The organism is Kitasatospora sp. NPDC051164, assembly GCF_044455625.1.
Classification (GTDB): Bacteria; Actinomycetota; Actinomycetes; order Streptomycetales; family Streptomycetaceae; genus Kitasatospora.
This window is the reverse complement of the sequence record NZ_JBITFB010000043.1, coordinates 15,823-42,058: the sequence shown is the minus strand read 5'-3', so window position 1 is coordinate 42,058 and position 26,236 is coordinate 15,823. Positions and strand designations below refer to the sequence as shown.

At 73.9% G+C, this 26,236-nt stretch carries 20 protein-coding genes; 16 read left to right on the top strand and 4 right to left on the bottom strand.

Annotated features, from left to right (window positions below; all coding sequences use genetic code 11):
- Window positions 1-87: 87 nt before the first annotated feature.
- The 10 genes from rimP (at window position 88) to ACIBEC_RS41210 (ending at window position 13,559) form a co-directional block, all read left to right on the top strand.
- Window positions 88-627 carry a ribosome maturation factor RimP gene (gene rimP / locus ACIBEC_RS41255; RefSeq protein ID WP_360505304.1) on the top strand — a complete coding sequence of 180 codons (540 nt, stop codon included), beginning with the start codon at window positions 88-90 and terminating at the stop codon, window positions 625-627.
- Window positions 628-681: 54 nt separating this feature from the next.
- Entirely contained in the window at window positions 682-1,686 is a 1,005-nt protein-coding gene (gene nusA, locus ACIBEC_RS41250) for a transcription termination factor NusA (RefSeq protein ID WP_360505302.1), read from the top strand.
- 104 nt (window positions 1,687-1,790) lie between these two features.
- Window positions 1,791-2,084 carry a YlxR family protein gene (locus tag ACIBEC_RS41245; RefSeq protein WP_360505300.1) on the top strand — a complete coding sequence of 98 codons (294 nt, stop codon included), beginning with the start codon at window positions 1,791-1,793 and terminating at the stop codon, window positions 2,082-2,084.
- A gap of 230 nt (window positions 2,085-2,314) precedes the next feature.
- A complete protein-coding gene (gene infB / locus ACIBEC_RS41240) occupies window positions 2,315-5,482 on the top strand; it encodes a translation initiation factor IF-2 (protein WP_360505298.1) in 3,168 nt (1,055 codons plus the stop codon).
- Between the two features lie 152 nt (window positions 5,483-5,634).
- Window positions 5,635-5,931 (top strand): DUF503 domain-containing protein, encoded by a 297-nt coding sequence (locus ACIBEC_RS41235; protein ID WP_360505296.1) that lies wholly within the window; start codon window positions 5,635-5,637, stop codon window positions 5,929-5,931.
- A 153-nt stretch (window positions 5,932-6,084) separates the two neighbouring features.
- The gene (gene rbfA / locus ACIBEC_RS41230) at window positions 6,085-6,528 is read left to right on the top strand and encodes a 30S ribosome-binding factor RbfA (RefSeq protein WP_360505294.1); all 444 of its coding nucleotides are present in this window, start codon (window positions 6,085-6,087) and stop codon (window positions 6,526-6,528) included.
- Window positions 6,529-6,530: 2 nt separating this feature from the next.
- Window positions 6,531-7,634, top strand: a complete 1,104-nt coding sequence (locus ACIBEC_RS41225; RefSeq protein ID WP_360505292.1) for a bifunctional oligoribonuclease/PAP phosphatase NrnA — start codon at window positions 6,531-6,533, stop codon at window positions 7,632-7,634.
- Between the two features lie 57 nt (window positions 7,635-7,691).
- Window positions 7,692-8,621 (top strand): tRNA pseudouridine(55) synthase TruB, encoded by a 930-nt coding sequence (gene truB, locus ACIBEC_RS41220; RefSeq protein ID WP_360505290.1) that lies wholly within the window; start codon window positions 7,692-7,694, stop codon window positions 8,619-8,621.
- Between the two features lie 238 nt (window positions 8,622-8,859).
- The gene (locus tag ACIBEC_RS41215; RefSeq protein WP_360505288.1) at window positions 8,860-12,549 is read left to right on the top strand and encodes a serine protease; all 3,690 of its coding nucleotides are present in this window, start codon (window positions 8,860-8,862) and stop codon (window positions 12,547-12,549) included.
- A gap of 65 nt (window positions 12,550-12,614) precedes the next feature.
- A complete protein-coding gene (locus ACIBEC_RS41210; protein ID WP_360505286.1) occupies window positions 12,615-13,559 on the top strand; it encodes a bifunctional riboflavin kinase/FAD synthetase in 945 nt (314 codons plus the stop codon).
- 90 nt (window positions 13,560-13,649) lie between these two features.
- Here ACIBEC_RS41210 and ACIBEC_RS41205 read toward each other — a convergent pair whose 3' ends face one another.
- The 3 genes from ACIBEC_RS41205 to eccE form a co-directional block, all read right to left on the bottom strand.
- Window positions 13,650-15,893, bottom strand: a complete 2,244-nt coding sequence (locus ACIBEC_RS41205) for an AAA family ATPase (RefSeq protein ID WP_360505284.1) — start codon at window positions 15,891-15,893, stop codon at window positions 13,650-13,652.
- A 144-nt stretch (window positions 15,894-16,037) separates the two neighbouring features.
- On the bottom strand, window positions 16,038-16,805 hold the full coding sequence (locus ACIBEC_RS41200) for a hypothetical protein (protein WP_360505282.1): 768 nt from the start codon (window positions 16,803-16,805) through the stop codon (window positions 16,038-16,040).
- Window positions 16,805-18,208: a type VII secretion protein EccE gene (eccE, locus tag ACIBEC_RS41195; RefSeq protein ID WP_360505280.1), complete on the bottom strand. Its 1,404-nt coding sequence runs from the start codon at window positions 18,206-18,208 to the stop codon at window positions 16,805-16,807. The genes ACIBEC_RS41200 and eccE overlap by 1 nt, the downstream gene beginning before the upstream one ends.
- A gap of 186 nt (window positions 18,209-18,394) precedes the next feature.
- Here eccE and ACIBEC_RS41190 point away from each other — a divergent pair, with 186 nt between their 5' ends.
- The 6 genes from ACIBEC_RS41190 (at window position 18,395) to ACIBEC_RS41165 (ending at window position 24,398) form a co-directional block, all read left to right on the top strand.
- Window positions 18,395-20,095 (top strand): type VII secretion protein EccB, encoded by a 1,701-nt coding sequence (locus ACIBEC_RS41190; protein ID WP_360505278.1) that lies wholly within the window; start codon window positions 18,395-18,397, stop codon window positions 20,093-20,095.
- A gap of 203 nt (window positions 20,096-20,298) precedes the next feature.
- Entirely contained in the window at window positions 20,299-20,583 is a 285-nt protein-coding gene (locus ACIBEC_RS41185) for a WXG100 family type VII secretion target (RefSeq protein WP_360505276.1), read from the top strand.
- 102 nt (window positions 20,584-20,685) lie between these two features.
- Window positions 20,686-20,976: a WXG100 family type VII secretion target gene (locus ACIBEC_RS41180; RefSeq protein WP_360505274.1), complete on the top strand. Its 291-nt coding sequence runs from the start codon at window positions 20,686-20,688 to the stop codon at window positions 20,974-20,976.
- 91 nt (window positions 20,977-21,067) lie between these two features.
- On the top strand, window positions 21,068-22,330 hold the full coding sequence (mycP, locus tag ACIBEC_RS41175) for a type VII secretion-associated serine protease mycosin (protein ID WP_396290246.1): 1,263 nt from the start codon (window positions 21,068-21,070) through the stop codon (window positions 22,328-22,330).
- A 176-nt stretch (window positions 22,331-22,506) separates the two neighbouring features.
- A complete protein-coding gene (locus ACIBEC_RS41170) occupies window positions 22,507-23,049 on the top strand; it encodes a SigE family RNA polymerase sigma factor (protein ID WP_360505270.1) in 543 nt (180 codons plus the stop codon).
- 95 nt (window positions 23,050-23,144) lie between these two features.
- Window positions 23,145-24,398 carry a hypothetical protein gene (locus tag ACIBEC_RS41165; RefSeq protein ID WP_360505268.1) on the top strand — a complete coding sequence of 418 codons (1,254 nt, stop codon included), beginning with the start codon at window positions 23,145-23,147 and terminating at the stop codon, window positions 24,396-24,398.
- A 134-nt stretch (window positions 24,399-24,532) separates the two neighbouring features.
- Here ACIBEC_RS41165 and ACIBEC_RS41160 read toward each other — a convergent pair whose 3' ends face one another.
- On the bottom strand, window positions 24,533-25,936 hold the full coding sequence (locus ACIBEC_RS41160) for an APC family permease (protein WP_360505266.1): 1,404 nt from the start codon (window positions 25,934-25,936) through the stop codon (window positions 24,533-24,535).
- Window positions 25,937-26,236 lie beyond the last annotated feature (300 nt).

Here is a 26,236-nt window from a genome sequence, read left to right as displayed (position 1 = left end):
TGGGCCGAGCTGCCGTGACCTGGTGTGGCGCCGGGGGCGCGGGGCGACCTTCTGACAACAGCAGACGCGGCCGAGGAGTCCACCCGGATGAGCACCACCCACACCGACCGGCTGCGAGCGTTGCTGGAGCCGCTGGCCGTGCAGGCCGGACTGGACCTGGAGGACGTCAGGGTCACCAAGGCGGGCAGCCGTCGGCAGGTGCAGATCGACGTCGACACCGACGGCGGTGTGGACATGGACGCCATCGCCGAGTTCAGCCGGGTGGTCGGCGAGGCCCTGGACGAGTCGGACCTGATGGGGGACGACGCCTACCTGCTGGAGGTCGGCTCGCCGGGTGCGGAGCGTCCGCTGGTGCTGCCCCGGCACTGGCAGCGGGCCGAGGGCCGGCTGGCCAAGATCCACCTGGTGGACGGCGGGGAGATCGTCGCCCGGGTGCTGGAGGCCGACGAGGACGGCGCGCTGGTCGAGGTGCAGCCGGTGAAGGGCCGCGGCCGTCCGAAGGAGCGCCGCCTGGAGTACGGCGAGGTGGCCCGGGCACGGGTCCAGGTCGAGTTCAACCGCAAGGACGACGAGAAGCTCCTGGACGAGGCCGCCGATTTCGACGAGGGGGACGACGGCGCCGAGTGATCCCGGGTGCCGTACGACCATGACGAACGTGACGAAAGACGAGGAGGCGTAGCCGTGGACATCGACATGAGTGCCCTGCGCACGCTGGTCAACGAGAAGAACATCCCTTTCGACCTGCTGGTCGAGTCCATCGAGTCCGCCCTCCTCACCGCGTACCACCGCACCGAGGGCTCGCGCCGCCGGGCCCGGGTGAACCTGGACCGCAAGAGCGGCCACGTCACCGTGTGGGCGATGGAGGACCCGACGGAGCTGGACGAGGGGGTCGAGCCGAAGGAGTTCGACGACACCCCGAACGGCTTCGGCCGGATCGCATCCAGCATCGGTATCCAGGTGATGATGCAGCGCCTGCGTGACGCCGCCGACGACCAGACCTTCGGCGAGTACGCGGGCAAGGAGGGCGACATCGTCACCGGTGTCGTCCAGCAGGGCAACGACCCGAAGAACGTGCTGGTCGACATCGGCAAGCTGGAGGCCATCCTGCCGCCGCAGGAGCAGGTCCCGGGCGAGGACTACCGGCACGGCACCCGCCTGAAGTGCTACGTGGTGGCGGTCCGCCGCGGGGTCCGCGGGGCCTCGGTGACGCTGTCGCGCACCCACCCGAACCTGGTGAAGAAGCTGTTCGCGCTGGAGGTCCCGGAGATCGCGGACGGCAGCGTGGAGATCGCCGCCATCGCCCGCGAGGCCGGCCACCGCACCAAGATCGCGGTCTGGTCGCGCCGGGCCGGGCTGAACGCCAAGGGCGCCTGCATCGGTCCGATGGGCGCCCGGGTGCGCGCGGTGATGGGCGAACTGCACGGCGAGAAGATCGACATCGTCGACTGGTCGGAGGACCCCCGGGACATGGTCGCCTCGGCACTGTCCCCCGCGCGGGTGACCAGCGTGGAGATCGTGGACGCCGTCCAGCGTTCCGCGCGGGTGATCGTGCCGGACTACCAGCTGTCGCTGGCGATCGGCAAGGAGGGGCAGAACGCCCGTCTGGCCGCCCGTCTCACCGGGTGGCGGATCGACATCCGGCCGGACACCGAGGGCCAGTCGGAGGACGGCGACCGTCCCCAGTAGGAAAGAAATCGGGTGGCGGCCGACCGGTGGTCGGTGTTCTCCTGGTCGTCCCGTGGTCCCCTGGGATCTGCGGGGCGGCGCCATGTCGCTTCGGAGGGGTAGACTTGCCTTCGTCTGGCCGGACGCACGTCCGAGCACGCCCGGAACGCACCTGCGTGGGCTGCCGCAAGCGGGCGGCCAAGCATCAGCTGTTGCGTGTCACGGCGGTCGAGGGCGAGTGCGTCCCTGATCCCCGTGGCGCACTGCCGGGCCGGGGCGCTCACCTGCACCCCGATCCGGCCTGCCTCGACCTCGCGGTCCGCCGTCGGGCGTTCCCTCGGGCCTTCCGCCTCCAGGGCCCGCTCGACACGGAGCGGCTCCGCGAGTTCATCGGGGAGCGGGCAGGCGGAGCCTCCTAGGCGGGCCACCTCCCGTGACGGCCGTCGCTCCACGCGGCGGAGAACCACCGCAACAAGCACAGCGCGCGGGCAGCCGCGCGCCGTGCCACCAGTCAGGTACCTCGCGATGTGGAAGTAGGTCGAGATTGCGATGAGCACTCGATGAGTACGCGATGAGTACGCGATGGGTACGCCCATGAAGTAGCGACAGTCCGGCGGACGAGACCCCCGGACTCATAGACAGGAGTGAAGTGGCTAAGGTCCGGGTTTATGAACTCGCCAAGGAGCTTGGCTTGGAGAGCAAGGCCGTCATGGCCAAGCTCACCGAGCTCGGCGAGTTCGTCCGTTCGGCGTCCTCGACGATCGAGGCGCCGGTCGTGCGCAAGTTGACTGACGCGCTTGGTGTGGCCCCCACCGGTGGTGGTTCCGCTGCCAAGCCGGGTCCGCGGAAGTCCGCGGCGCCCTCCCCCGCTGCCGGCTCGGGTACCCCGAAGCCGGGTGGCCCGACCCCGGGTCCGCGCCCCAGCGCGACCCCTGGTCCCCGTCCGACCCCGGCCGCCGCGGCTCCCGCCGCTCCGGCCGCTCCCGCCGCTGCGGCGGCGGCCCCCGCGGCCGCCTCGAAGCCGGGCGCGCCGACCCCGGGCCCCCGCCCGGCCGCGCGTCCCGCTGCTCCGGCGGCCCCGGCCGCTCCCGCGGCCGAGTTCTCCTCGCCGGCTCCGGCCGGTGACACCCCGCGTCCGGCCGCCGATGCCCCGCGTCCGGCCGCCCAGGCCCCGCGTCCGAGCGGCGGCCAGGCCTCCGGCGGCGCCCGTCCGGGCCCGCGTCCGGCCGGCCCGCGTCCGGGCAACAACCCGTTCACCTCGGGCAGCGCGACCGGCATGGGTCGCCCCGGCGAGCGCCGTCAGGGTGCGCCGGGTGCGCGTCCGGCCGGTGCGGGCGCCCAGGGTGGCGACCGTCCCCGTCCGGGTGGCGACCGTCCGCGTCCCGCCGGTGCCCCGGGTGCCGGTGCGCCGCGTCCCGGCGGCGACCGTCCGCGTCCCGCCGGTGCCCCGGGTGCCGGTGCGCCGCGTCCCGGTGGCGACCGTCCGCGTCCGGGTGGTCCGGGTGCCGGTGCTCCCCGTCCGGGTGGCGACCGTCCGCGTCCCGACGGCATGCCGCGTCCTGCCGCGCCGCGTCCCGGCGGCCCGACCCCGTCCGGCATGCCGCGCCCGAACCCGGGCATGATGCCGCAGCGCCCGGCTCCGGGCCCGCGTCCGGGCCCGGGTGGCCGTGGTCCCGGTGGCCCCGGCGGTCGTCCGGGTGGTCCGGGTGCCGGCGGTGCCCGTCCCGGCTTCCAGGGTCGTCCGGCCGGTCCGGGCTCGCGTCCGGCCGGTGGCGGCGGCTTCGGCGGCCCGCGTCCCGGTGGCGGTGCCCCCGGTGGTGGCGGCGGCTTCGGCCCGCGTCCCGGTGGCTTCAGCGGTCGTCCCGGCGGCCCGGGTGCCCGTGGTGGCACGCAGGGCGCCTTCGGTCGTGGCCCGGGCGGTCGCCCGGCGCGCGGTCGCAAGTCGAAGCGGGCGAAGCGCCAGGAGTACGAGGCCATGCAGGCCCCGTCCGTCGGCGGTGTGATGCTGCCTCGCGGCAACGGCCAGACCGTTCGCCTGTCGAGCGGCGCCTCGCTGATGGACTTCGCGGAGAAGATCAACGCCAACCCGGCCGCGCTCGTCTCCGTCATGTTCAACCTCGGTGAGATGGTCACCGCGACCCAGTCGGTCTCCGACGCGACCCTCGAGCTGCTGGCCGGCGAGATGGGCTTCATCCTGGAGATCGTCAGCCGGGACGACGAGGACCGCGAGCTGCTGGAGTCGTTCGACATCGACTTCGGTGCCAACGAGGGCGACGAGGACCAGCTGGCCCCGCGCCCGCCGGTCGTCACCGTCATGGGTCACGTCGACCACGGTAAGACCCGCCTGCTGGACGCGATCCGCAAGTCCAACGTGGTGGCCGGCGAGGCCGGTGGCATCACCCAGCACATCGGTGCTTACCAGGTCGCCACCGTGGTGAACGGCGAAGAGCGCCCGATCACCTTCCTCGACACCCCGGGTCACGAGGCGTTCTCCGCCATGCGTGCCCGTGGTGCCAAGTCCACCGACATCGCGATCCTGGTGGTCGCGGCCAACGACGGTGTCATGCCGCAGACGGTCGAGGCGCTGAACCACGCCAAGGCCGCCGGTGTGCCGATCGTGGTCGCGGTCAACAAGATCGACGTCGAGGGCGCCGACCCGACCAAGGTCCGCGGTCAGCTGACCGAGTTCGGTCTGGTGGCCGAGGAGTACGGCGGCGACACCATGTTCGTCGACATCTCCGCGCGCCAGGGTCTGAACATCGACCAGCTGCTGGAGGCCGTGGTCCTGACCGCGGACGCCTCGCTCGACCTGCGGGCCAACCCCGAGCAGGACGCGCAGGGTATCGCCATCGAGGCGCACCTCGACAAGGGCCGCGGCGCCATGGCGACCGTGCTCGTGCAGCGCGGTACGCTCCGCGTCGGCGACTCGATCGTCGTGGGCGACGCCTACGGCCGCGTCCGCGCGATGCTCGACGAGAACGGCAACCACCTCACCGAGGCCGGCCCGTCCCGTCCGGTGCTGCTGCTCGGTCTGACCTCGGTGCCCCGCGCCGGCGACAGCTTCATCGTCGTCGACGAGGACCGCACCGCGCGTCAGATCGCCGAGAAGCGCTCGGCCCGCGACCGCAACGCCGCCTTCGCGCAGCGCCGGGTCCGGGTGTCCCTGGAGGACCTCGACAAGGCCATCGCGGCCGGCGAGATCGAGCAGCTCAACCTCATCATCAAGGGTGACGTCTCCGGTTCCGTGGAGGCCCTGGAGGACGCCCTCGTCAAGCTGGACGTGGGCGAGGAGGTCGAGCTCCGCATCCTGCACCGCGGTGTGGGTGCGATCACCGAGTCCGACGTCAACCTGGCGATGGGCTCCGACGCCATCATCATCGGCTTCAACGTGCGCGCCGAAGGCCGTGCCCGTACCGCGGCCGACAAGGAAGGCGTGGACGTCCGGTACTACTCGGTCATCTACCAGGCGATCGAGGAGATCGAGAACGCCCTCAAGGGCATGCTCAAGCCGGAGTACGAGGAGGTGCGCCTCGGTTCCGCGGAGATCCGCGAGGTGTTCCGTTCCTCCAAGTTCGGCAACATCGCGGGTGTCATCGTCCGCGAGGGCCTGCTGCGCCGCAACGCCAAGGCACGCCTCATCCGCGACGGCAAGGTCGTGGCGGAGAGCCTCACCATCGAGGGCCTGCGTCGTTTCAAGGACGACGCGACCGAGGTCCGCGAGGGCTTCGAGGCCGGTGTGACCCTCGGGTCGTTCAACGACATCAAGACCGAGGACGTCATCGAGACCTACGAGATGCGCGAGAAGCCGCGCGCGTAAGCGGGTGGCTGCCGGGGCCGGTCGACGGGTGGTATTTCCGTCGACCGGCCCCGGTCTCGCTGTGTAGGGTCCCGGGGTAAGTCAGATGTAGCAGTACCAGCCCGGTTCAGGGCTGTCCCCGAGGCCTTCCAGGTCGGCGAGACCTGTCATACATGTTCGTGGGAACACTCACCTTCGACCTGCTGCTGGGCGACGTCCACTCGCTCAAGGAGAAGCGTTCGATCGTGCGGCCCATCGTGGCCGAACTGCAGCGCAAGTACAGCGTGTGCGCTGCCGAGACCGGGAACCAGGACCTGCACCGCCGGGCCGAGATCGGCCTCGCGGTGGTGTCCGGCGATGCCGGGTACATCACCGAGATCCTGGACAGCTGTGAGCGGTTGGTCGCCGGCCGCCCCGAGGTACAACTCCTCTCCGCGAGGAGGAGGTACCACAACGACGACGATGAATGAGAGCTGTGGAGCCGGTCGGCGGAAGTCGCCGTTCTCACACAGATCAGGACCGAGAGCGCCCGCAAGGCCGGGCGCGGGCCGGTACTTTGGGGCGTGGGCCCCGACGGGTGCGCAGCTCGCCCGGGTACCGGGCCCACTGCACGAGGAGGCAACGTGACCGACACCGCAAGGGCGCGCAAGCTCGCCGACCGCATCCAGGTGGTCGTCGCCCAGACCCTGGAACGGCGGATCAAGGACCCCCGACTGGGGTTCGTGACCATCACCGACACCCGGGTGACCGGCGACCTGCGCGAGGCCACCGTCTTCTACACCGTCTACGGTGACGAGACCGAGCGCCAGGCCAGCGCGGCCGCGCTGGAGAGCGCCAAGGGCGTGCTCCGCTCCGAGGTCGGCAAGCAGACCGGGGTGCGTTTCACCCCGTCGCTGACCTTCGTCGCGGACGCGCTGCCGGAGAACGCCCGGAACATCGACGACCTGCTCGACCGGGCCCGGAGCTCCGACGCCGCGGTGCGCACGCAGGCCGCCGGGGCGAGCTTCGCCGGCGACGCGGACCCGTACCGGGTTCCGGCGTCCGAGCGTGACGACGAGGACGAGTAGTCATGGCGGGTGAGCCGGCGCAGGCCGCCTCGCGAGCCGGAACGACCACGGGGGCGTCTTCCACCAGCACGGTGGAGGGTGCCCTCGCGGCGCTTCCGGGGCCGCGCGCCGAGGAGAGCGGGTTCGAGCTGGTCTGGCAGCAGGTGGTGGCGGAGATCGGGCGAGCCCGTTCGATCGACCTGATCTGCCACATCTGCCCGGACGGCGACGCGCTGGGTTCCTCGCTGGCGGCCGCGCTGGCGCTGCGCGCGCTCGGCAAGCAGGTGCGGGTCTCCTTCGGTGACGACCCGCAGATCGTGCCCGAGTCGCTGTCCTTCCTGCCCGGCCAGGAGCTGATCGTGCCGGCCGCCGAGGTGCCGGACGTGCCCGAGCTGGTGCTCTGCTTCGACGTGGCCGCGGAGAGCCGGCTCGGCCTGCTGCACGACAAGGCCTTCGCCGCGCCCGTCCTGGTGGTGTTCGACCACCACGCCTCCAACCCGGGCTTCGGCACCCACCAGCTGATCGACCCGTCCGCGCCGGCCACCGCCGTGCTGGTCGACGAACTGCTGCGCCGGCTCGGCGTCGAACTCGACCGGGACCTGGCCACCTGCCTCTACACCGGCGTCGCCACCGACACCGGCTCGTTCAGGTACCGGGCCACCACGCCCGCCACCCACGAATTCGCCGGCCGGCTGCTGGCCACCGGCATCCGGCACGACCTGATCTCCCGGCAGTTGTGGGACACCTCCTCCTTCGGCTACCTCAAGGTGCTCGCGGGCGCGCTCGACCGGGCCGTCTACGAGCCGGAGGCGGCCGGCGGCCTCGGCCTGGTGTGGACCTGGGTGCCGTACCAGGACCTGGCGCTGTTCAGCGTCACGGTCGAGGAGATCGAGGGGCTGATCGACATCCTGCGCCGCCCGGCCGAGGCCGAGGTGGCGCTGGTGCTCAAGCAGGACCCCGACGGCACGCTGCGCGGCTCCTCGCGCTCCAAGGGGGCGGTGGACGTCGCCGCGGCCTGCGCCGAACTGGGCGGCGGGGGGCACGTCTACGCGGCCGGATTCAGCGTCCGGGAGGACGTGGCCGCCGTGGTCGAGCGGTTCCGGGACGCGCTGCGGCCGGTACGTTGATCTTCTCCTGACGTTTTCCGACGCTTTCAGGTCCGACGCTTTTAGAGAAAGAACCCGATGAAGCGCAAAGGCACCGGCCCGGACGGCCTGGTGATCGTCGACAAGCCCGAGGGCATCACCTCCCACGGGGTCGTCGCCAAGATGCGGTGGCTGGCCGGGACCCGGAAGGTCGGGCACGCCGGCACGCTGGACCCGATGGCCACCGGCGTACTGGTGATCGGTGTCGAGCGGGCCACCCGGCTGCTCGGCCACCTGATGCTCACCGCCAAGACGTACGAGGCGACCGTCCGGCTCGGCCAGACCACCGTCACCGACGACCGGGAGGGCGAGGTCACCGCCTCGACCCCGGCCGACGCCGTCACCCGGGAGGCGATCGACGCGGGGATCGCGGCACTCACCGGCGAGATCATGCAGGTGCCGTCCAAGGTCAGCGCGATCAAGATCGACGGCAAGCGCTCGTACGCCCGGGTGCGCGAGGGCGAGGACTTCGAACTCGCGGCCCGGCCGACCACGATCCACTCCTTTACCGTGCACGAGCAGCGCCCGGCGGTCGCCGAGGACGGCACACCGGTGATCGACCTGGACGTGACCGTCGAGTGCTCCTCCGGCACCTACATCCGGGCGCTGGCCCGGGACCTGGGCGCCGGGCTGGGCGTCGGCGGGCACCTGACCGCGCTGCGGCGCACCAAGGTCGGGCCGTACGGGGTGGAGTCGGCGCGCACCCTGGAGCAGCTCGAGGCCACCGTCACCGGCGACTCCGCCACGGGGCTGGAGGTGCTGCCGATCGCGGAGGCCGCGGCGGCCGCCTTCCCGCGCTGGGACCTGGACGAGGCCTCGGCGCAGAAGCTGTCGCACGGTTCCCGCCTCAAGGCGCCCGGGCTGGGTGTGGACGGGCCGATCGCGGTGTTCGGGCCGGACGGGCGCTTCCTCGCCCTGGTCGAGGAGAAGGGCGGGCAGGCGAAGCCGGTCGCGGTGTTCGTCGGCTGACCGCCCTTGGCACCGCCGTCGGCTGACGGCCCGCAGTGCCGCTCGAGATCCCCCGTCGGGAGTCCTCCCGACGGGGGATCTCCGCTTTCCGGGGGCCCCATCACCCGACCGGGAAAGGTCACCCGCACGAGGGAGCGCGCGAGGTGAACGCCCGTGGTGAGCGGCGTGGGCGCGGTCGGGGCGCCGCCCCGGCGGGCAGGCTCCCGGCGGTGGGCGAGCGACGGGCGAAGGGGCACTCATGCCGGGGTTTCTGGAGGGCGATCCGGGGCGGTATCTGCTGCGGATCCGCGACCTCAACGGGCGGCTGCACGGCTTAGGGTTCGTCGCCGACCCGCAGGGCGGGGTGCTCACCGCGCACGAGAGCGTGGCCGGGCTGGACCGGGTCGTCCTGCACACCCCCGGCGGACAGACCAGGGTGCTCGGCCCGGACGCCGTCCTGTTGCTGCCCGAGCACGGGCTCGCGCTGCTGCGCACCGACGCGGTCGGCGGGCTGCCGGTGCCGCCGCTGCCGGTGGCCGCCCTCGGGGGCGGGCACGAGGTGCTGCTGCCCGCGCTGGCGGGCGAGGACGGCCGGGCGGTCGCACTGCGCTGCGGGCTGCTCGGGGTCACCGGCGCCGGGTACGGCGGGCACCGGCTGGGCGGGGTGCTGCTGCTGGACGTGCCGGTGGTCGGCGGCGTCGTGGTGCCGGCCGGCTCGCCGGTGCTGGACGCCCGCAGCGGGGCGGTGGTCGCGCTGGCCGCGCCCGCCCTCCGGGGCCCGCAGCACGGCGGGGCGCTGCCGGCGGTGGCTGCCGGCGGCGGGGTGGAGGTCGCCGAGGCGCTGGCCGGGCTGCTGGCCCGCAACGCGGCGGCCGTGCCCGCGTACGGGCCGGCGCTCAACCTGGCCGGGGTGCTGCGGCTGACCGCGGCCCAGCTCGCGGCCGCCGGCGCCGGACCGGGGCGGGTGGCCGGGCTGGCCGCGGACCGGGTGGACCGGCCGGACGGCCTGGCCGGGGACGAGCCGGCCGCGACCGTCACCGCGCTGGTCGGTGCCCCCGGCAGCGGGCGCTCCACCGAACTGGCCGCGCTGGCTGCCCGCCGCTCCGGCGGCGCCCACCCGCTGCCCACCCTCTGGCTGCGCGGCGCCGACCTGCGTGCCGAGGACCGTTCGCTCGCCGAACCGGTGGAGCGGGCGCTGGCCGCGGCGGCGGCCGAACTGGGCACCCCGGCGCCCGCGCCCGAGCCGGTGGCGGCGCTGTGCGCGGCGGCCGGGCGGGCGCTGCTGGTCGTCCTGGACGGCCCGGAGGAGGCCCCGGCGCGGCTGGACGCGCGCTGGCTGCGCGGCGCCGGGCAGTGGCTGACCGGCTGCGGGGCGCGGCTGCTGACCGCCTGCGGCGAGGAACTCTGGGAGCGGCTGGCCGCCGAGGCCTGGGGGAGCGGCACGTTCGGCGCGGGCCGCGCGGAGGAGGCGCACCCGGACGGCGACCTGAGCAGCGCCCCCACCGTGCGGATGGACAGCGGCGGCCCGGGCGGGCCGAGCCTGGCCGGGCACCGGCTCGGCCCGCTGCCGGTCGAGGCCGCCGAGCGGGTGCGCCGCCGCTACGGGCTGCCGCCCGGCCGCCCGGCCGCCGCCGAGGACGCCCGGCACCCGCTGGCCGTCCGGCTGGCCGGGGAGCTGTGGGCCGAGGGGCTGCATGACGGGCCGGTGCGCCGGGGCGAACTGTTCGGCGCCTTCCTGGACCTGCGCTGCCTGCGGGTGGCCCAACGGCTGGCCGAGGACGGCCGCCCGCGCCGCCCGGGCGCGCACCGCCGGGGCGCTGCCCGACCGGTGGGACCGCGCCACGGGCGGGTACGCCGGCTCGCCGCGGCGGTGGCGGGCCGGGTCCACGAGGCGGCCCGCCGGATGCTCGGCAGCGAGCCGGGCGGGCTCGGCCGGGCCGCCTTCGAGGAACTGTTCCCGGTCGACGGCGGCTGGGCCACGGCGGTGCTCGCCGAGGGCCTGTTCGTGCCCGCCGGGCCCGGATACCGGTTCGCGCACGGGGAGTTCGCCGACTGGCTGCAGGGCCTGCACCTGGACCTGGACGCGGCGCTGCGGCTGCTGCTCGGCGAGGCCGAGGACACGCCCCCCACGCCCGCCTCGCCCCCCACGCCCGCCTCGCCCCCCACGCCCGCCTCGCCCCCCACGCCCGCCGACGCAACGGTGGGGCCCGGCCGGGCCGCGGGGGCGAACACCGTCCCCCGGCACCGGATCGGCCCGGTCGCCGCCGCACTGCGCCGGGTGGCCGAGACCTGGGGCGCGCCCGCCCTGGACCCGTGGCTGCACCGGATCTGGCGCGCGCTGGACCTGCGCCCGCCCGGCAGTGAACCCGCCTGGTGGGCAGGGCGGCTGCTCACCGCCGGCCTGGCCGCCAGCCCGGACCGGGCCGAACACCGGGCGCTGCTCGACCAGTTGGCCGACCGGATCGCCGAACGGGCCGCTGCGACGGGTGGGGCTCCGGGTGGGGCGGCGGTCGGGGCGGCGGCGCTCCCGGCCGCCGGGCTCGGCCGCTTCGGCCCGGCGTTCTGGACCGGCCTCGGCCTGCCGCTCGAGGCCGAACTCGCCCTGCTGCGAACGCTGGTGGCGGCCGACGGCCCCGGGCAGCGGTTCCTCGGCGCGGTGGCGGAGCGGCTGCGGAACGATCCGGTCGCGGTGTTCCCGCTGCTGTGCGCCTGGTTCGACGACCCGCGCGGCCTGCCGGGCCGCCCCGGCTGCACCGTCGCCGACCTCGCGCACGACCTGCTGCACGCCCACCGCCGGCTCGCCCTGGACGAGTTGGCCGACGCGCTGGCCGACGCCGCGCACCCGAGGGCCGACGCGCTGCTCACCGTGCTCGCCGCCGAGGAGCCGTCCGCGCTCTGCCGCGCGGTGGACCGCTGGAGCCACGACCGGCGGCCCGAGCGGCATGTCGCGGCCGCCGTGCACGCGCTGCGGACCGCCCCGTACGCGACCGGGGCCGCGGCCGAACTGCTGAGGTTCACCGCGCGGACCCTGCTCGCCCGCGAGGACGAGCCCGGCCTGCACGGCGCGGCGCTGGCCCTGCTGGTCGGCGACCCGGCGACCCGGGCCGAGCACCTCCCGGCCGCGCTCGCCCTGCACCGGGCGGGCGGTGACGCCTTCCTCACCCCGAGGGCGCTCGCCCCGGCCCTGGAGAGCGACCCGGAGCCCGTCCTGGCCGCGCTCGCCGACCGGCTGGCGGCGCCCGGCACGGCCACCGCCGAGACGCTGCGGGTGCTGGCCGACGCCGCCGCCCCGGTGGCCGTCCGGCGGGGCGCCGAACTGGCCGCCCGGCTGCTGCGCGCGCACCCGGGGCTGGCCGGCCCGGTCGCCGTCGACTACCTCGGCCGCCGGCTGGCGCGCACCGCGGCCGTCGGCCCGGCCGACCGGCTGGAGCTGCGGGTGCTGCTCGGCACCGCGCTGGCCGCCCGGACGGCGGCGGTGCGGCGGCCGTTCGCCGAGGCGCTGTCCGTCCCGGTGGCCGACCCGGCGGCGGACGCGCTGCGCTGTGAGCTGCTGGACATCCTGCTCGCCACCGAGGCCGACCCGGTGGTGCTGGCCGCCGTCGTGGAGCGGCTGGCCGAGCACTGCGCGGCCGAGAATCCGGCCCGGGCCCGCGCGGTGCTGGCCCGGACGGCCGCCGCGCTGCCGGGTGCCGACGAGTTGCTGGTGCGCTGCGCCGGACGCTCCGCGGCCTTCGCCCGGCTGCTCGCCCGGTGGCCGCGCGACGCCGCCCCGACCGCGCCGGACGGCCCCCGGCTGGCCCGGATGCGGGCCCTGACGGCGGCCGGACGGGACCCGCAGTACGCCGCCGCGGACGCCGAGCGGACCTCGCCGGAGCGGGTCGTACGGCCGCCGGTGCGCTCAACCCGTATTCCGGTGCCTGAGCCGGGGCAGGCGCATGGCACGCTATAGGGGTTCGGGTTTTGAGCGTTTGAGCGTACAGAGGGTACGCGCCGTACGGAACAAGGAGCGGTCAGGTGCAGCGCTGGCGTGGCCTGGAGGAGATCCCCGGTGACTGGGGACGCAGCGTCGTCACCATCGGCTCGTTCGACGGGGTGCACCGCGGGCATCAGCTGATCATCGGACGGGCGGTCGAGCGCGCCCGCGAACTCGGCCTGCCCTCGGTCGTGGTGACCTTCGACCCGCACCCACGTGAGGTCATCCGCCCGGGCAGCCACCCGCCGCTGCTCGCGCCGCACCCGCGCCGGGCCGAGCTGATCGCCGAGCTCGGGGTGGACGCGGTGCTGGTGCTGCCGTTCACCACCGAGTTCTCGAAGGAGTCCCCGGAGACCTTCGTCCGGCAGGTCCTGGTGGACGCGCTGCACGCGCGGGTCGTCATCGAGGGCCCCAACTTCCGCTTCGGGCACAAGGCCGCGGGGGACGTCGCGCTGCTCGCCGAGCTGGGCCGGGCGGACGACTACGAGGTCGAGCTGATCGACCTGCAGGTGTGCGGCACGGCCGGGGACGGCCAGCCGTTCTCCTCCAGCCTGACCCGCCGGCTGGTCGAGGCCGGGGACATGGCGGGCGCCAACGAGGTGCTGGGCCGCCCGCACCGGGTCGAGGGCGAGGTGGTGCGCGGCGCGCAGCGCGGCCGCGAGCTGGGCTTCCCCACCGCCAACGTCGAGACCGTCCCGCACAGCGCGGTCCCGGCCGACGGCGTGTACGCGGGCTGGCTGACCGCGGACGGCGAGCGGATGCCGGCCGCGATCTCGGTCGGCACCAACCCGACCTTCGACGGCACCGCCCGCACCGTCGAGGCGTACGCCATCGACCGGGTCGGCCTGGACCTGTACGGGCTGCACGTCGCGGTGGACTTCCTGGCCTACCTGCGCGGGATGGAGAAGTTCGACTCCATCGAGGCGCTGCTGGACCGGATGGCCGACGACGTCAAGCGCGCCCGCGAGCTGACCGACGGGATCTGACCGAGCGGAGCGAAGCTTCGGCAGGGGCGCCTGAGCCCCGGTGACGCCGGAAGGGCCCGCCGACTGGTGTCGGCGGGCCCTTCCGTGTCGTCACTGCTGGGGTGCCTGCGGCGGGTAGCCGTAGCCCGGCGGCGGGGGCCGGTACCCGTCCGGCTCGGCGGGCGGGGCGGGCACCGGCGGCTGCCCCTGGGCGGACGGGTAGCCGTAGCCCGGGGTGGGCTGTGGAGCGCCCTGCTGCGGCGGCCAGGGCTGCTGCTGCTGGGGGTAGCCATACCCGGGCGGGGGCGGCGGGGCCTGGCCGGGCTGCGGCGCCCACGGCGCACCGGGGGCGGGCGGCGGGGCCTGCGCGGCCTGGCCCTGGTAGGGCTGCGGCTGCGGGGCCTGCGGCTGCTGCCAGGTGGACTGCTGGGCGGCGGCCTGCTGGGCCCGGATGATGTCCTCGCCGACCAGCGTGGCCAGCTCGAAGTACGCCTCGCGGACCTTGGGCCGCATCATGTCGAGGTTGACCTCGGCGCCGGCCGCCAGACTCTCGTCGAACGGCACCACGACCACGCCGCGGCAGCGGGTCTGGAAGTGCGCGACGATGTCCTCGACCTTGATCATCTTGCTGGTCTCGCGAACCCCGGAGACCACCGTGATGCTGCGCTGCACCAGATCCGCGTAGCCGTGCGCGGAGAGCCAGTCCAGGGTGGTCGAGGCGCTGGAGGCGCCGTCCACGCTGGGGGTGGAGACGATGATCAGCTGGTCGGCCAGGTCCAGCACCCCGCGCATCGCGCTGTACAGCAGGCCGGTGCCGGAGTCGGTCAGGATGATCGGGTACTGGCGGCCCAGCACGTCGATGACCTGGCGGTAGTCCGAGTCGTTGAAGGTGGTGGAGACCGCCGGGTCGACGTCGTTCGCCAGGATCTCCAGGCCCGAGTTCAGGTCCTGCGAGGTGAACTGACGGATGTCCATGTAGCTGCGCAGGTGCGGGATGGCCGTCACCAGGTCGCGGATGGTCGCGCCGGTCTGGCGCTTGACCCGGCGGCCCAGGGTGCCGGCGTCCGGGTTGGCGTCGATCGCGATCACCTTGTCCTGGCGCTCGCTGGCCAGGGTCGCGCCGAGCGCGGTGGTGGTCGTCGTCTTGCCGACCCCGCCCTTGAGGCTGATCACGGCGATCCGGTAGCAGCTCATCACCGGGGTTCGGATGATCTCCAGCCGGCGGGCCTTCTCGGCCGCCGCGGCCTTGCCGCCGAACTGGAACCGCGGCTGCTGGCGCTGCTGCTTGGGCTGGCTGCGCAGCAGCCGGTCCGAGGACAGCTCGACGGCGGCGGTGTAGCCGAGCGGCGCGCCGTGCGCGGTCTGCTGCGGGGCGGCGGACTGCTGGAACGCGGCGGGCTGCGACGCCGGCGGCTGCTGCTGCCACGGCTGCGCGGGGCCCGGCGGCTGAGCCTGCTGAGCCTGCTGCGGCTGGACGGGCTGGCCCGGGAGCGGCTGGCCGGGCTGGGGCTGCGCGGGCTGCGGCTGGCCCGGCTGCTGGTACGCGGCGGGCTGCGGCCACCCACCCTGGCGCGGGTCCACCGGGCCGGGCTGCGGGGCCGGAACAGGCTGCGGGGCCGGGACGGGCTGCTGCTGGGCGGCGGGGGCAGGCTGGGCCTGGGCCGCCGCCTGCTGGGCCGCCCACGCGGCCTGCGGATCCCAAGCGGCCTGCTGGTCCTGCGGGTTCTGCGGGCTCTGCGGGCTCTGGGGGTTCTGCGGCGGGACCGGCTGCGCGTACGACTGCGGCGGGACGGGCTGCCCCGGCTGCGCGGTCGCGGAGGGCATCGGGGCTGCCGGGTACGGCTGGGGCGCGGGCGGCTGCGCCAGGGCCTCCGCCGTCGGCCAGGCCGGGGCGGCGGGCTGCGGCTGCTCGGGGGCGGGAACAGGCGCGGGGGAGGCCGTCGGGAACGGGACGTGCTGGGCCTCGGCCTGCACGGGCGCCGGGGCGGCGGCAGGCGCGGCGATCGGCGCGGCCTCGGCCGTCGGAGTCGGGACCGGGGCGGCCGTCGGATCCTGGGCCTGGTACGGGGCCGGAGCCTGGACCTGCGCCGCCACCGGAGCCGGGGCGGTCGGGTACGCCGTCTCCGCAGCGGGCGCGGGCATGGACTTGAGCGCGTCGGCCGGACCGGTGGCCGGGCTCACCGGTGCCGCCGCCGAGGCCGTTGGGGCCGCCGCGGCCATGGGAGCCGTCGGAGCCGCCGGGGCCTCCGTCTGCACGTACCAGGACGGGGGAGTGTAGTCAGGCGCGTCCGACCAGTCGTCGTCGTCCTCTGCCGCGTTGTCGCCGACGTAGACGCCGTCCCGATCGCTACTCACTCTGGCTCCCTCGTGTTCGCCGCCGCTTGTTCAGCGGTGCCGTTGCCGCATCAAAGACTAGGCCGTACGGCAACCCCCGTTGAAGGCGGCTTCGGTTCCGCGGCGGCCCGCCGGGTGCGGCGAGCCGCGGCTCAGTCCATCCGGTCAGTCCATCCGGCGCGGGCCGCCGAGCACCTGCTGCTCGGCCTGTCCGGCCACGGCCCGTACGTACTGGCGCCGCATCCGGGTCGCCCACAGGGTGAGGTCGTCGCCGAGGGTGGGCAGCGTGGCCACGTCCTCCGGCGGGAGCGACAGCACCCGGCCGGTCAGTTCCGCCTCCTGCGGGGAGATCCGCTGCACGCCGACCAGGTCGGCCGCGTTGAGCACCCGGGCGGCGTTCGGGCCCAGGTACGGCAGCAGCGTCAGGGTGGTCTGCCAGGGCGCGGCGGAGAGCCGGCTGCGCGGCGGACGGGCGCCGAGGTCGCGCACCACCAGCACCGGCGAGGCCACCGAGGCGCCCTGCGGGCCGAGCCTGCCGACCTGGTGGATCGTCACGCACGGCTGCCCGCCGCCGGCGGCCTGCGCCATCGGGCCCCACAGCTGCCCGCGGGCGGTCTCCACCGCGACCCGGGCGCCGATCGCGGCCGCCCGCAGCGCGATGACCTGCGCCGTCCACATGCCACCGACCAGCACCAGGTCGTACGCGCTGGGGCGGAAGAGGCCGAGCACCGCGGGCAGTCCCTGCGGGTCGACGCCGATGACCACGCCGTCGTCGCCGACCGGGAAGGCCAGCGCGGCGAGGTCGGCGGGTTCGAGCACGTGCTTCTCCCGGCGCGGGCCGCGCAGCCCGAAGCCGGGCAGGATCCGCGGCCGGGTCCGGCGCTGCTCGGCGCCGGGCTGCGGGCCGACGGCGGGATAGCTCTGGTACGCCATCAGGACGCTCCTCCCAGCGGCAGGGTGGCGAGCATGCCGGGGGCCTGCTCCAGGTCGAGCCGGACGAGGCCGAGGCCGGCGCTCTGCGCCCGGGTCTCCACCTGGCGGCCGACCTGGCCGACCTCGCTCTCGCTGCGCCCGGTCACCCGCAGGTGCCCGCTGACGGTCACCGAGTCGCCGGTGCCGTGTCCGGCGGTCAGGCTGAAGGTGCTGGCCAGGGCCGGGGATCCGGTCATCAGGTTGACCAGGTCCGGTGCGGCGATCCGGCCGGGGGCGCCGCCGGGGCGGCTGAGCTGCGGCCAGCGGGAGATCCAGTAGGTGGTGTGCCAGCGGTCGTCGATCCGCCAGAACCGGTTGCCCTCCTGGGTGCGGCGGGTGGTGCCGCCGCCGCTTCCGGTGCCCTGGCGGCCGGCTACCGCGATCGGGTTGGCGCAGGCGGAGATGGACAGGGCGGCGATCAGCTCGCGCTCGTCCAGCACGGTCGCGTTGAAGCCGGCGCTGTTGAGCCGGCCGGCCAGCTGGTCGGTCACCCGCTGCAGCGCCTTGCGGGCGCCCTCCTCGCCGCCGCCGCGGGCCCGGACGGCGGTCGCCGCGCGTTCCGGGTCGAGCTTGAGGGCGATCCAGGTCAGCCGCAGCCCGGGGGTGGAGGTGCCGTCCGGCAGCTCGCGGTAGGCGCGGGCGGCCAGGGACTGCTCGGGCAGGTGCGGGGCCGGGGCGGGCTGGGTGTGCTGGACCAGCTGCACCGACTCCAGGGTGATGTCGTCCACCGTGAGGGCCGAGCAGATCACGTCCAGCGGCAGCGGCAGCGCGGTGCGCACCGGGCGCAGCGGCTGGTCCTTGGCCTGGACGAGCAGGAGCGAGCTGAGGAAGGTGCCGTCGCCGACCATGCCGGTCTCGCGGCGCACCGGGCGGCCGCCGAACTCGGCCTCGGTGGCGTGGGTGCAGGTGCGCAGCCCCGGTTCGAGCTCCAGCGCCGGCGCCAGTGCCGGGTCGGTGCCGGCCGGCGGCAGCAGCGTACGGGCCTGCTTGCGGCGGGACTTGAGGGCGGAGCGCACCCGGAGCAGCTCGGGGATGGTACGGCCGCGCACCGGGATGGCGGCGAGGACGAGCAGCACCAGCGCGACCGCGCCGAAGCCGGCCGCGACCGGGCGGCTGATGGTCCAGCCGACCGCGACCAGTGCCACCGCGACCTCGACCAGGACGAGCTGCTGGAGCTTCAACCGGCCGCCGAGCAGCCCGGGTCGGGGATTGACGCGGACCTGGACGGCGCCGCCACCCGTGTTCTGCGGTGACTGGACGGGCCCCGCCTCGGCGGCTCGGCCGCCGCGCTGCGGTCGGCCGGACCGGCGCGACCTCCCGCCGCCCGCGCTGCGCCGGCGTCCTGGAGCGGTCTGGCTTGGCATCCCCCGGTGGCCCTCTCTGATCCTTTGTCGCGGCCCGGCTGGCTGGTTCGCGGACCGTACCCGTACCGTACTCACCGTCTGCTGCCGCATCGTAGAGGGTTCGCACCGGTTCGCGCCCGGCGGGTGGACCACGGGGCAGGTCGGTCTGACAACGTCCGACAACGTCTGACTAGGGGGACGACGAGGATGGCATCGCGCCGGGACGAGCTCAACGCGTACACCTTCGCCCGCAAGCGAACGGTGGGCGCCTTTCTGCTGCCCGCCGGCGGCGGGAGTGACGAGGACGCGCCGCGTCCGGTGAAGGCGGTGCTCCCGAGCATCCTGGCCGGCGCCGTGGTCGTGGCCGGGTTCGGGGTCTGGGGGGTGTTCAAGCCCAGTGCCCCGCTGAAGTGGGACGACGGCAAGAACATCATCCAGGGCAAGCAGTCGACCACCCGGTACGTGGTGCTGACCGACCCGGACGGCACGACCAAGCGGCTGCACCAGGTGCTCAACATGTCCTCGGCGCGGCTGGTGCTGCCCGTCGACGCCAAGGTCGTGGTGGTCGACGACGGGGTGCTCGACCGGTACCCCAACCACGGTCCGACCATCGGTATCCCGTATGCGCCGGACAAGTTGCCGACCAAGGACAACGCGAGCCAGTCGATGAAATGGGCGGTCTGTGACCGCCCGGGCTCGGACGAGAAGCAGGAGACCGTCAACCAGGCGGTGTTCGTGACGGCCGGCCCGGACGCGGCGACGCTGGCGGCCAAGGACCGGATGCTCGGCCCGGACCAGCTGATGCTGGTGCAGCAGGCGGACGAGCAGCAGGTCTCGGCCGCGCCGGCGCCGGGTCAGCAGGCCGCCTCGGGGGCGAAGGTCTACCTGGTCGACGCGCAGGGCCGCAAGCACGAGATCGGCTCCCCGCAGTCGGACGACAAGGAGCGCAAGTCGCTGATCACCGCGGTCTTCGGGCCCAACGCGGTGCCGCAGCGGGTCAAGCGGGACTGGCTGGACACCCTGGTCAACGGCACCCCGATCACCTTCCCGCAGATCGCGGAGATGGCCGACAGCCCGAACCCCAACTCCACCGTGCAGCTGGGGAACGCCGCCGACCGCCGGATCGGCCGGCTGGTGCACTACCAGGACCGCCAGTACGTGGTCGGCAAGGACCGGCTCTTCCTGGTCACCCCGTTCCAGGCGGAGCTGATCCGGCAGAACCCGGCGTTCCAGATGCTCTACAAGTACGACCAGGACAAGAAGCCGCGCAGCGACGAGATGACCCCGGCCGACCAGTCCCAGGTCGGCAGCGAGACGCCGCTGCCGGGCACCGTGGCCGACTGGCCGATGAAGTCCGGTGCGCCGGTGAACAACTGGCAGGACCGCCAGGGCGCCCGGCTGGTCGTGTGCAGCACCTTCGACGGCGTCGCCGAGGACGGCAAGACGCCCAAGCGCAGCGTCTGGGCCGGGACCTCGTACCCCGCGCAGTACAACAACGGTGCCGGCGCCGCGTACGTGACGCCCGGTCACGGCCTGTTCTACCGCGCGCTGAACAACACCACCGGCGGCTCCGGCACCGACTTCCTGATCACCGAGACGGGGCTGCGGTACGCCGTTCCGGCCAACGGTGACGGCGGCCGCGGCGCCACCCCCGCGCCGGGTGCGCAGCCCGGCCAGAGCGGCGCCCCGAAGCCGCCGGCCCCGCAGCCGGGCGCCCCGACCCCGGCGTCGCCGGACCAGCAGTCCGGCCAGCAGCCGGGGCAGCAGCAGGACGAAACCGGCGGCAACCAGGCCCGGTTGGGCTACCAGGGGATCCAGCCGCTGCCGGTGCCGCACGAGTGGTCGGACCTGGTGCCGGCCGGCCCGCCGCTGACCGCGAAGAGCGCCGTCCAGCCGCAAAACGCCTGACCGGCCAAGCGCGGCAAAGGAATTGGCCGCAGTGTCATGGTCTGGTAACTACTCAGTGCTCGGTGTTGGGCGAGCTGCGTGTGCCGACTACAGTGCTGCTGGGCATCACACAGGTGATGCGGCGGTGGGGCCCTTCGGGGCTCTCCGTGTACGCAATGTTGTCTCATGGGGGACGGTGGAGCATGGCTCAGGGTCAGTTCACGATGACTGCTCAGGAGATGCTGGCTTTCGCCAATCAGATCGAGCAGGCGATCGGCAAGATCGAGGCTGAGAAGAACAAGCTGAACAGCACGGTCACGGGCATCACCAGCGGCTGGCAGGGTCAGGCGGCGACCGCCTACACGAACCTGCAGAACCGGGTCAACGGGGACATCGCGAAGCTCAAGGAGTCGCTGTCCGCGATCAAGCACGCGATCGAGCAGACCACCAAGCACTACGCGAGCACCGAGGAAGAGCAGAAGGCGATGTTCGCCGACTCCCAGGGCTGATCGCCGCAAGCGCGCTGATCACCGGTCTGTTCCGAACCACCGCTCGGCGGGGTGTCCGCCACTGACCGCGGGACGCTCCGCACCCTCGTCAAGGGAGACAACGTGTCCGACCACATTCTCGTCAACTTCGAGACCGTTCACCACGCCGCCGAAGAGGTCAAGGCCTCGGCGGCCCGCATCGAGCAGCTGCTGAGCGACCTGAAGAAGGACGTCACCCGCATCGCCCAGAGCTGGCAGGGCAAGGCCCAGGAGGGCTACAACGTCCAGCAGGCCAAGTGGGACTCGGCGGCCAACGACCTGCACTCGGCCTGCACGCAGATCGCGACCTCGCTGGAGAACGCCGCGCAGAGCTACCGGACCACCGAGGACAGCAACGCCAAGCTCTGGCACTGACCAGGCGTTCCCCCAGCGGGAACGACAGGGGGCGGGTACCCGGACTTCGGGCACCCGCCCTTCGGCGCGCGGCGCGGCACGGGTGGACGACATGAGGGGTGGCAGGGTGTCCGGACGCGGGTACCGGAAGACGGCTGCGGCACTGGCCGCGCTCGCGGTGCTGGGCGGCCCGCTCGCCGCCCCGGCGTACGCCGACAGCGGAACCGGGCTGGCCGCCGCGGGCGACTGCCCCAAGAACGCGCCCGACGTGCAGACCGTGCCGTGGTCGCTGCAGCGCCTGCTGCTGGACGAGCTGTGGCAGGGCGGGCGGACCACCGGCAAGGGCGTGCTGGTCGCGGTCATCGACACCGGTGTGGACGACCGGAACCCGCAGCTGGCCGGAAAGGTCGTGCAGGGCTCCAACCTGCTGGTCGACAAGGAGACCAAGCAGCCGGTCGGAGGCACCGCCAAGGACGATCCGGTCGGCCACGGCACCAAGGTGGCGGGCATCATCGCGGCCGGCCGCAACGACAAGACCGGGTTCGTCGGTCTGGCCCCCGACGCGCAGATCTACTCGATCCGGCAGAACGACAGCGAGGGCAACGGCGACGTCTCCACGCTCGTGAAGGCCATCCAGGAGGCGGTCGCGGCCAAGGCCAAGGTCATCAACATCTCCCAGGACGTGCGCGGCGCGGGCGACGCCCACTTCGGCGGCTTCCAGGAGCTGAAGGCCGCGATCCAGACCGCCGAGCAAGCCGGCACCGTGGTGGTCGCCTCCACCGGGAACGACGGCAAGGAAGGCGACACCTACCCGGGCGCCTTCCCGACCGTGCTGGCCGTCGGTGCCTCCGACCGCAACAACGAGCGCGCCCCGTTCTCCCAGTACGGCTCCTTCGTGAAGGTCGCCGCGCCCGGCGTCGACATGCTCTCCACCGTGCCCGGGAGCGGGCAGTGCGTGGACAACGGCACCAGCTTCGCCGCCCCGTACGTCTCCGGGCTGGCCGCGCTGCTGTTCGGCGCGCACCCGGGCTGGTCGCCGGCCCAGGTGCGGGCCTGGATCGAGCAGACCGCCCAGCGCACCCAGCGCGACCCGGACCAGTTCGTCGGCTGGGGCGTGGTGGACCCGGTCAAGGCCGTCACCACGGCCCCCGACGATGCGCCGTCCGCCCCCACCCCGGACGCCCCGGTGCAGCTCGCCTCCGCGCCGATCGTGCCGCGGCCGGTCGGCCTCGGCGAGACCCAGGCCGACCGCGATGGCCGCACCGCGACGTACGTCCTCGGCGTCGGCGCGCTGCTGGTCGCCCTGCTGATCGGCGGCGGCGTGGTGCTGCGCGACCACCGGCGCAAGTCTGCCGACCGAGCCGGACGCGGCTGACCCGGACGCGGCTGACCCGGCCGCGACTGACCCGGGCGCGGCCGATCGTGCCGCGGCCGATCGGGGCCCCAGCGATCGGGACGTCTCGAAAGTTCCTCCGGAACGGCTGTAACACCGCCGCCCGCCCACCGCATCGATGAAGTGTCAGGGAGGGCGGACCACGGGGGGCAGCGCACATGGGGTGGATCGGGGCGGGCCGGGAGGCCAAGGACGCCGAGTTCCTGGAACTCGTCGCAGGCCGCACCGGCCACCTGTACCGCTCGGCCTGCCTGCTCACCAGCGGTGACACCCACTACGCCGAGGACCTCGTCCAGGAGGCCCTCGGGCGGATGTACGTGCTCTGGCGGCGCAGCGCCTTCACCGGCGGCCGGGACCGGATCGCCAACCCGGCGGCCTACACCCACACCGTCATGGTGCGCACGTTCCTCGCCCAGCAGCGCCGACGCTCCAGCGGCGAGCGCCCCACCGACGCCCTTCCGGAGGCGGCGGGGCAGGACACCGACAGCAGCCTGCGACTGACCCTCCTCGACGCACTCGGCCGGATGCCGCCCAAGGACCGCGCCGTCCTGGTGCTGCGCTACTGGGAGGACCGCAGCGTCGAGGAGACCGCCGACGTGATGCGGGTGTCCTCCGGCGCCGTCCGGACCCGCACCACCCGGGCACTCGCCCGGCTGCGCACCCTGCTCGGCGACTCACTGGGCGAGCTCGCCACCCGCTGAGGGCGCGGCGGTCGGTGGCCCTCCCGGGGCGACGCGGCGGCCGGTGGCCCTCCCTTTCAAATACTGCCCGTGACGCAAGGAGACGGTGAACACCCATGCCCGAGCCGGACAAGTTCGAGGACGATCTTCTCTACGCCCTCACCCGTACGGGTGAAGGCTTCCGCACCGAGCAGGCCGAGCTGGTCGCGGGCGGCTACCAGCGCGGGCGCCGCCGCTGGCGCCGCCGCTCGACCGCCGCCGTGGTGGGCGGCGCGGCCGCGCTGGCCCTGGTGGGCACCGGCGCGGTGTACCTGGCCGGTGCTCCGGGGGCGAAGGGCGCGGGCACCGTGGCCGCGGCCTCCGCCCCGACGGCCGCCGCCGGCGGTGGCAGCGGAAGTCCCGCGGCCACGCCGACGACGGCGGGGTCCTCGGCCCCGACCGTGATCAGCGGCGACGAGGTGCTGGCGACCTTCCGGGCCCTGCTGCCCAAGGGCGAGACCACCGACGCGAAGGGCCGCGGCACCGACGACGACAAGGCGAACGGCACCTTCGTCGGGGCGGACGTGGTCTTCGACGACGGCCAGGGCAAGTCGCTGGTCGAGATCGGCATCCAGAAGCACCGGCCCGGTCAGGGGCAGCCGCGCAGCTGCCCGACGGACTTCAAGCTCGCCCGGGTCGACTCCTGCGCCGTCACCACCCTGGCGGACGGCTCCCGGCTGATGCTCGAGCAGGGGTACGAGTACTCGGACAACCGGGCCGACACCAAGGAGTGGAGCGCCTCGCTGGTCGGTCCGGACGGCCGGGAGATCAACGTGAGCGAGTGGAACGCGCCTCAGGAGAAGGGCGCGCCGGACAGCCGCCCGACCCCGCCGCTCACCCTCGACCAGCTGAAGGCGATTGTCGTCGACAAGTCCTGGGACCGGGTCGTGGCGGCGGTCAAGTTCGACGGCATCGACGTGGCGGCGGTCGACCCGGGCCTGTCGCTCGCGGACCGGGAGGCCGCCCTGGCCGGGCTGCTGCCCGCCGGGGTGACCGTGACCGGCCGCACCGGCAGCCCGCTGGTGGCCACCTTCCAGCTCGCGCAGGGCCAGGCCACCGGCTCGGTGGTGCTGCGGGTGGAGAACTGGGCGAAGTCCGTGGACAACCCGGGGCAGCAGGCGTTCAAGGACGCGCTCACCCTGCCCGACGGCAACAAGGTGCTCACCAGGGGCGGCCCGGACACCAAGGAGAAGATGCCGCTGACGGTGAACGTCCTGCACCCGGACGGCACCGAGGTCATGGTCGCCCAGGGCCCGACCGGGAAGCCGCTGCTCACCCTGGAGCAGCTGAAGGCGATCGCCACCGGCGCCGTGTGGAAGGCCAAGAAGTAGCACTGGCCCGGACGTAGCGGTGGCTCAGAAGTAGGTGGTCAAGAAGTAGGTGGCCGGGAGGTGGCGGCCTGAACGCGGCAGTGCCCCGGGCTGGGGGAGGCCCGGGGCACCGCTGTGTGGGGGAGGGGTGGGGGTCAGTCCTGCTGGTCCTCGGGGAGGCTGATCACCCAGCGGGTGTCCTGCCGGGGGCGCAGGTAGAACAGCCAGTAGAGGGTGGCGGCGGCGGTGATGCCGCCGGTCCACAGCAGGGGCTCGGTGTCCAGCTGGGTCATCACGTAGACCAGGACGGCGACCAGGACGACCGGGACGGCCGGCCACAGCGGCATCCGCCAGGCGGCGGCGTGCTTGTGGTGGCCGCGGCGGGAGAGCAGCGCGGCGATCGCGACCAGCAGGTACATCCCGGTGACGGCGACGCCGGTGATGTTGCTCAGCAGCTCGCCCTTGACGAAGCAGAGGGCGGCGCCGGGCAGGCCGACGGCCAGGGTGGCGACCCAGGGGGAGCCGAAGCGGCCGAGGGTGCCGAAGGCCTTGTTGATCGGCTCCGGCCAGGCCTTGTCGCGGGCGGAGGCGAACAGCACCCGGGAGTTCTGGATGACCATGACGATGCCGGCGTTGATGATGGCCAGCGCGACGCAGAGGCTGATGAAGGTGCCGACCGCGGAGTTGCTCCAGGCGGTGACCATGCCGGAGATGTCGCCGGAGGTCAGGGTCTGCAGGTCGGGGGCGCCCATGGTGATGGCAACGACCGGGATCAGGATGACGGCGGAGGAGATGCCGAGCGTCCACAGCACGGTGCGCGAGACGTTGCGGCGGGGGTTCTCCAGCTCCTCGGACAGGTAGACGGCGGTGGAGAAGCCCTGGGTGATGAAGAGGGCGATGCCGAGCGCGCCGACGATGGCGCCCACGCTCACCGTGGTGGTGGCGCCGTTGTCCCCGGCGACCACGCCGTGAAGCAGGCTGGGGGCGTGGCTGTTGGTGTGGGCGAAGCCGAGCACCGAGACCACGCCGGCCGCGATGACCTCGAGGACCAGGAAGATGCCGGTGATCCAGGCGTTGGCGCGCAGGTCGAGCAGGCCGGCCAGGGTGGCGGCCAGCATCACGGCGGCGCCGGCTATGGCCTTGTCCACGTGCAGGACGGGGGCGAGGTAGTCGGCGGTGCCGAGTGCGATGACCGAGGGGACGATCATCACCACGATCAGGGAGAGCACGAAGACCAGCCAGCCCGCCAGCCGTCCCGCCAGGGTGCCGACCATTGCGTACTCGCCGCCGGCGCTGGGGATCAGGGTGCCGAGCTCGGAGTAGCAGAACGCGACGGCGACGCAGAGCACGGTGCCGATGGCGATGGCCAGGGCGGTGGCGCTGCCGATGCTGGAGAACAGTTCCGGCACGATCACGAAGAGCGTCGACGCCGGGGTGACGCACGACAGCGTGAGCAGTGTTCCGCCCACGACGCCGATCGAGCGCTTGAGCTGCTGGGGCGCGGCTGCCCCGGCCGCCGATGCGGCTACGGTCTGTGGCGGGCGAAGCGTGTCGGTCATGTGGCTTCCGATCGGCTCTGTGCGGTCTTGGGGGTGGGAGCGGTATCGCCTCCGCTGGCTGGTTGCTCGGGTCCTGGTCCAGTCGCTCCCGGGCCGCAATGGAACCTTGGGCGTATTGATCGCGTCAACGTCGGAACTGCTTCGGAATCCGTTGCGGCGGAGGGCATAAACATGCGATCCGATGATCACGTTCAGTCATTGTGCGCTATGTCCGACTTGTTACCTTGGCCCCATCGCGATTGAATCGAAGGTAAACAAAGCATTGAGGGCTGAGATTCAAAGGCCTGGATCCGGGTGAAC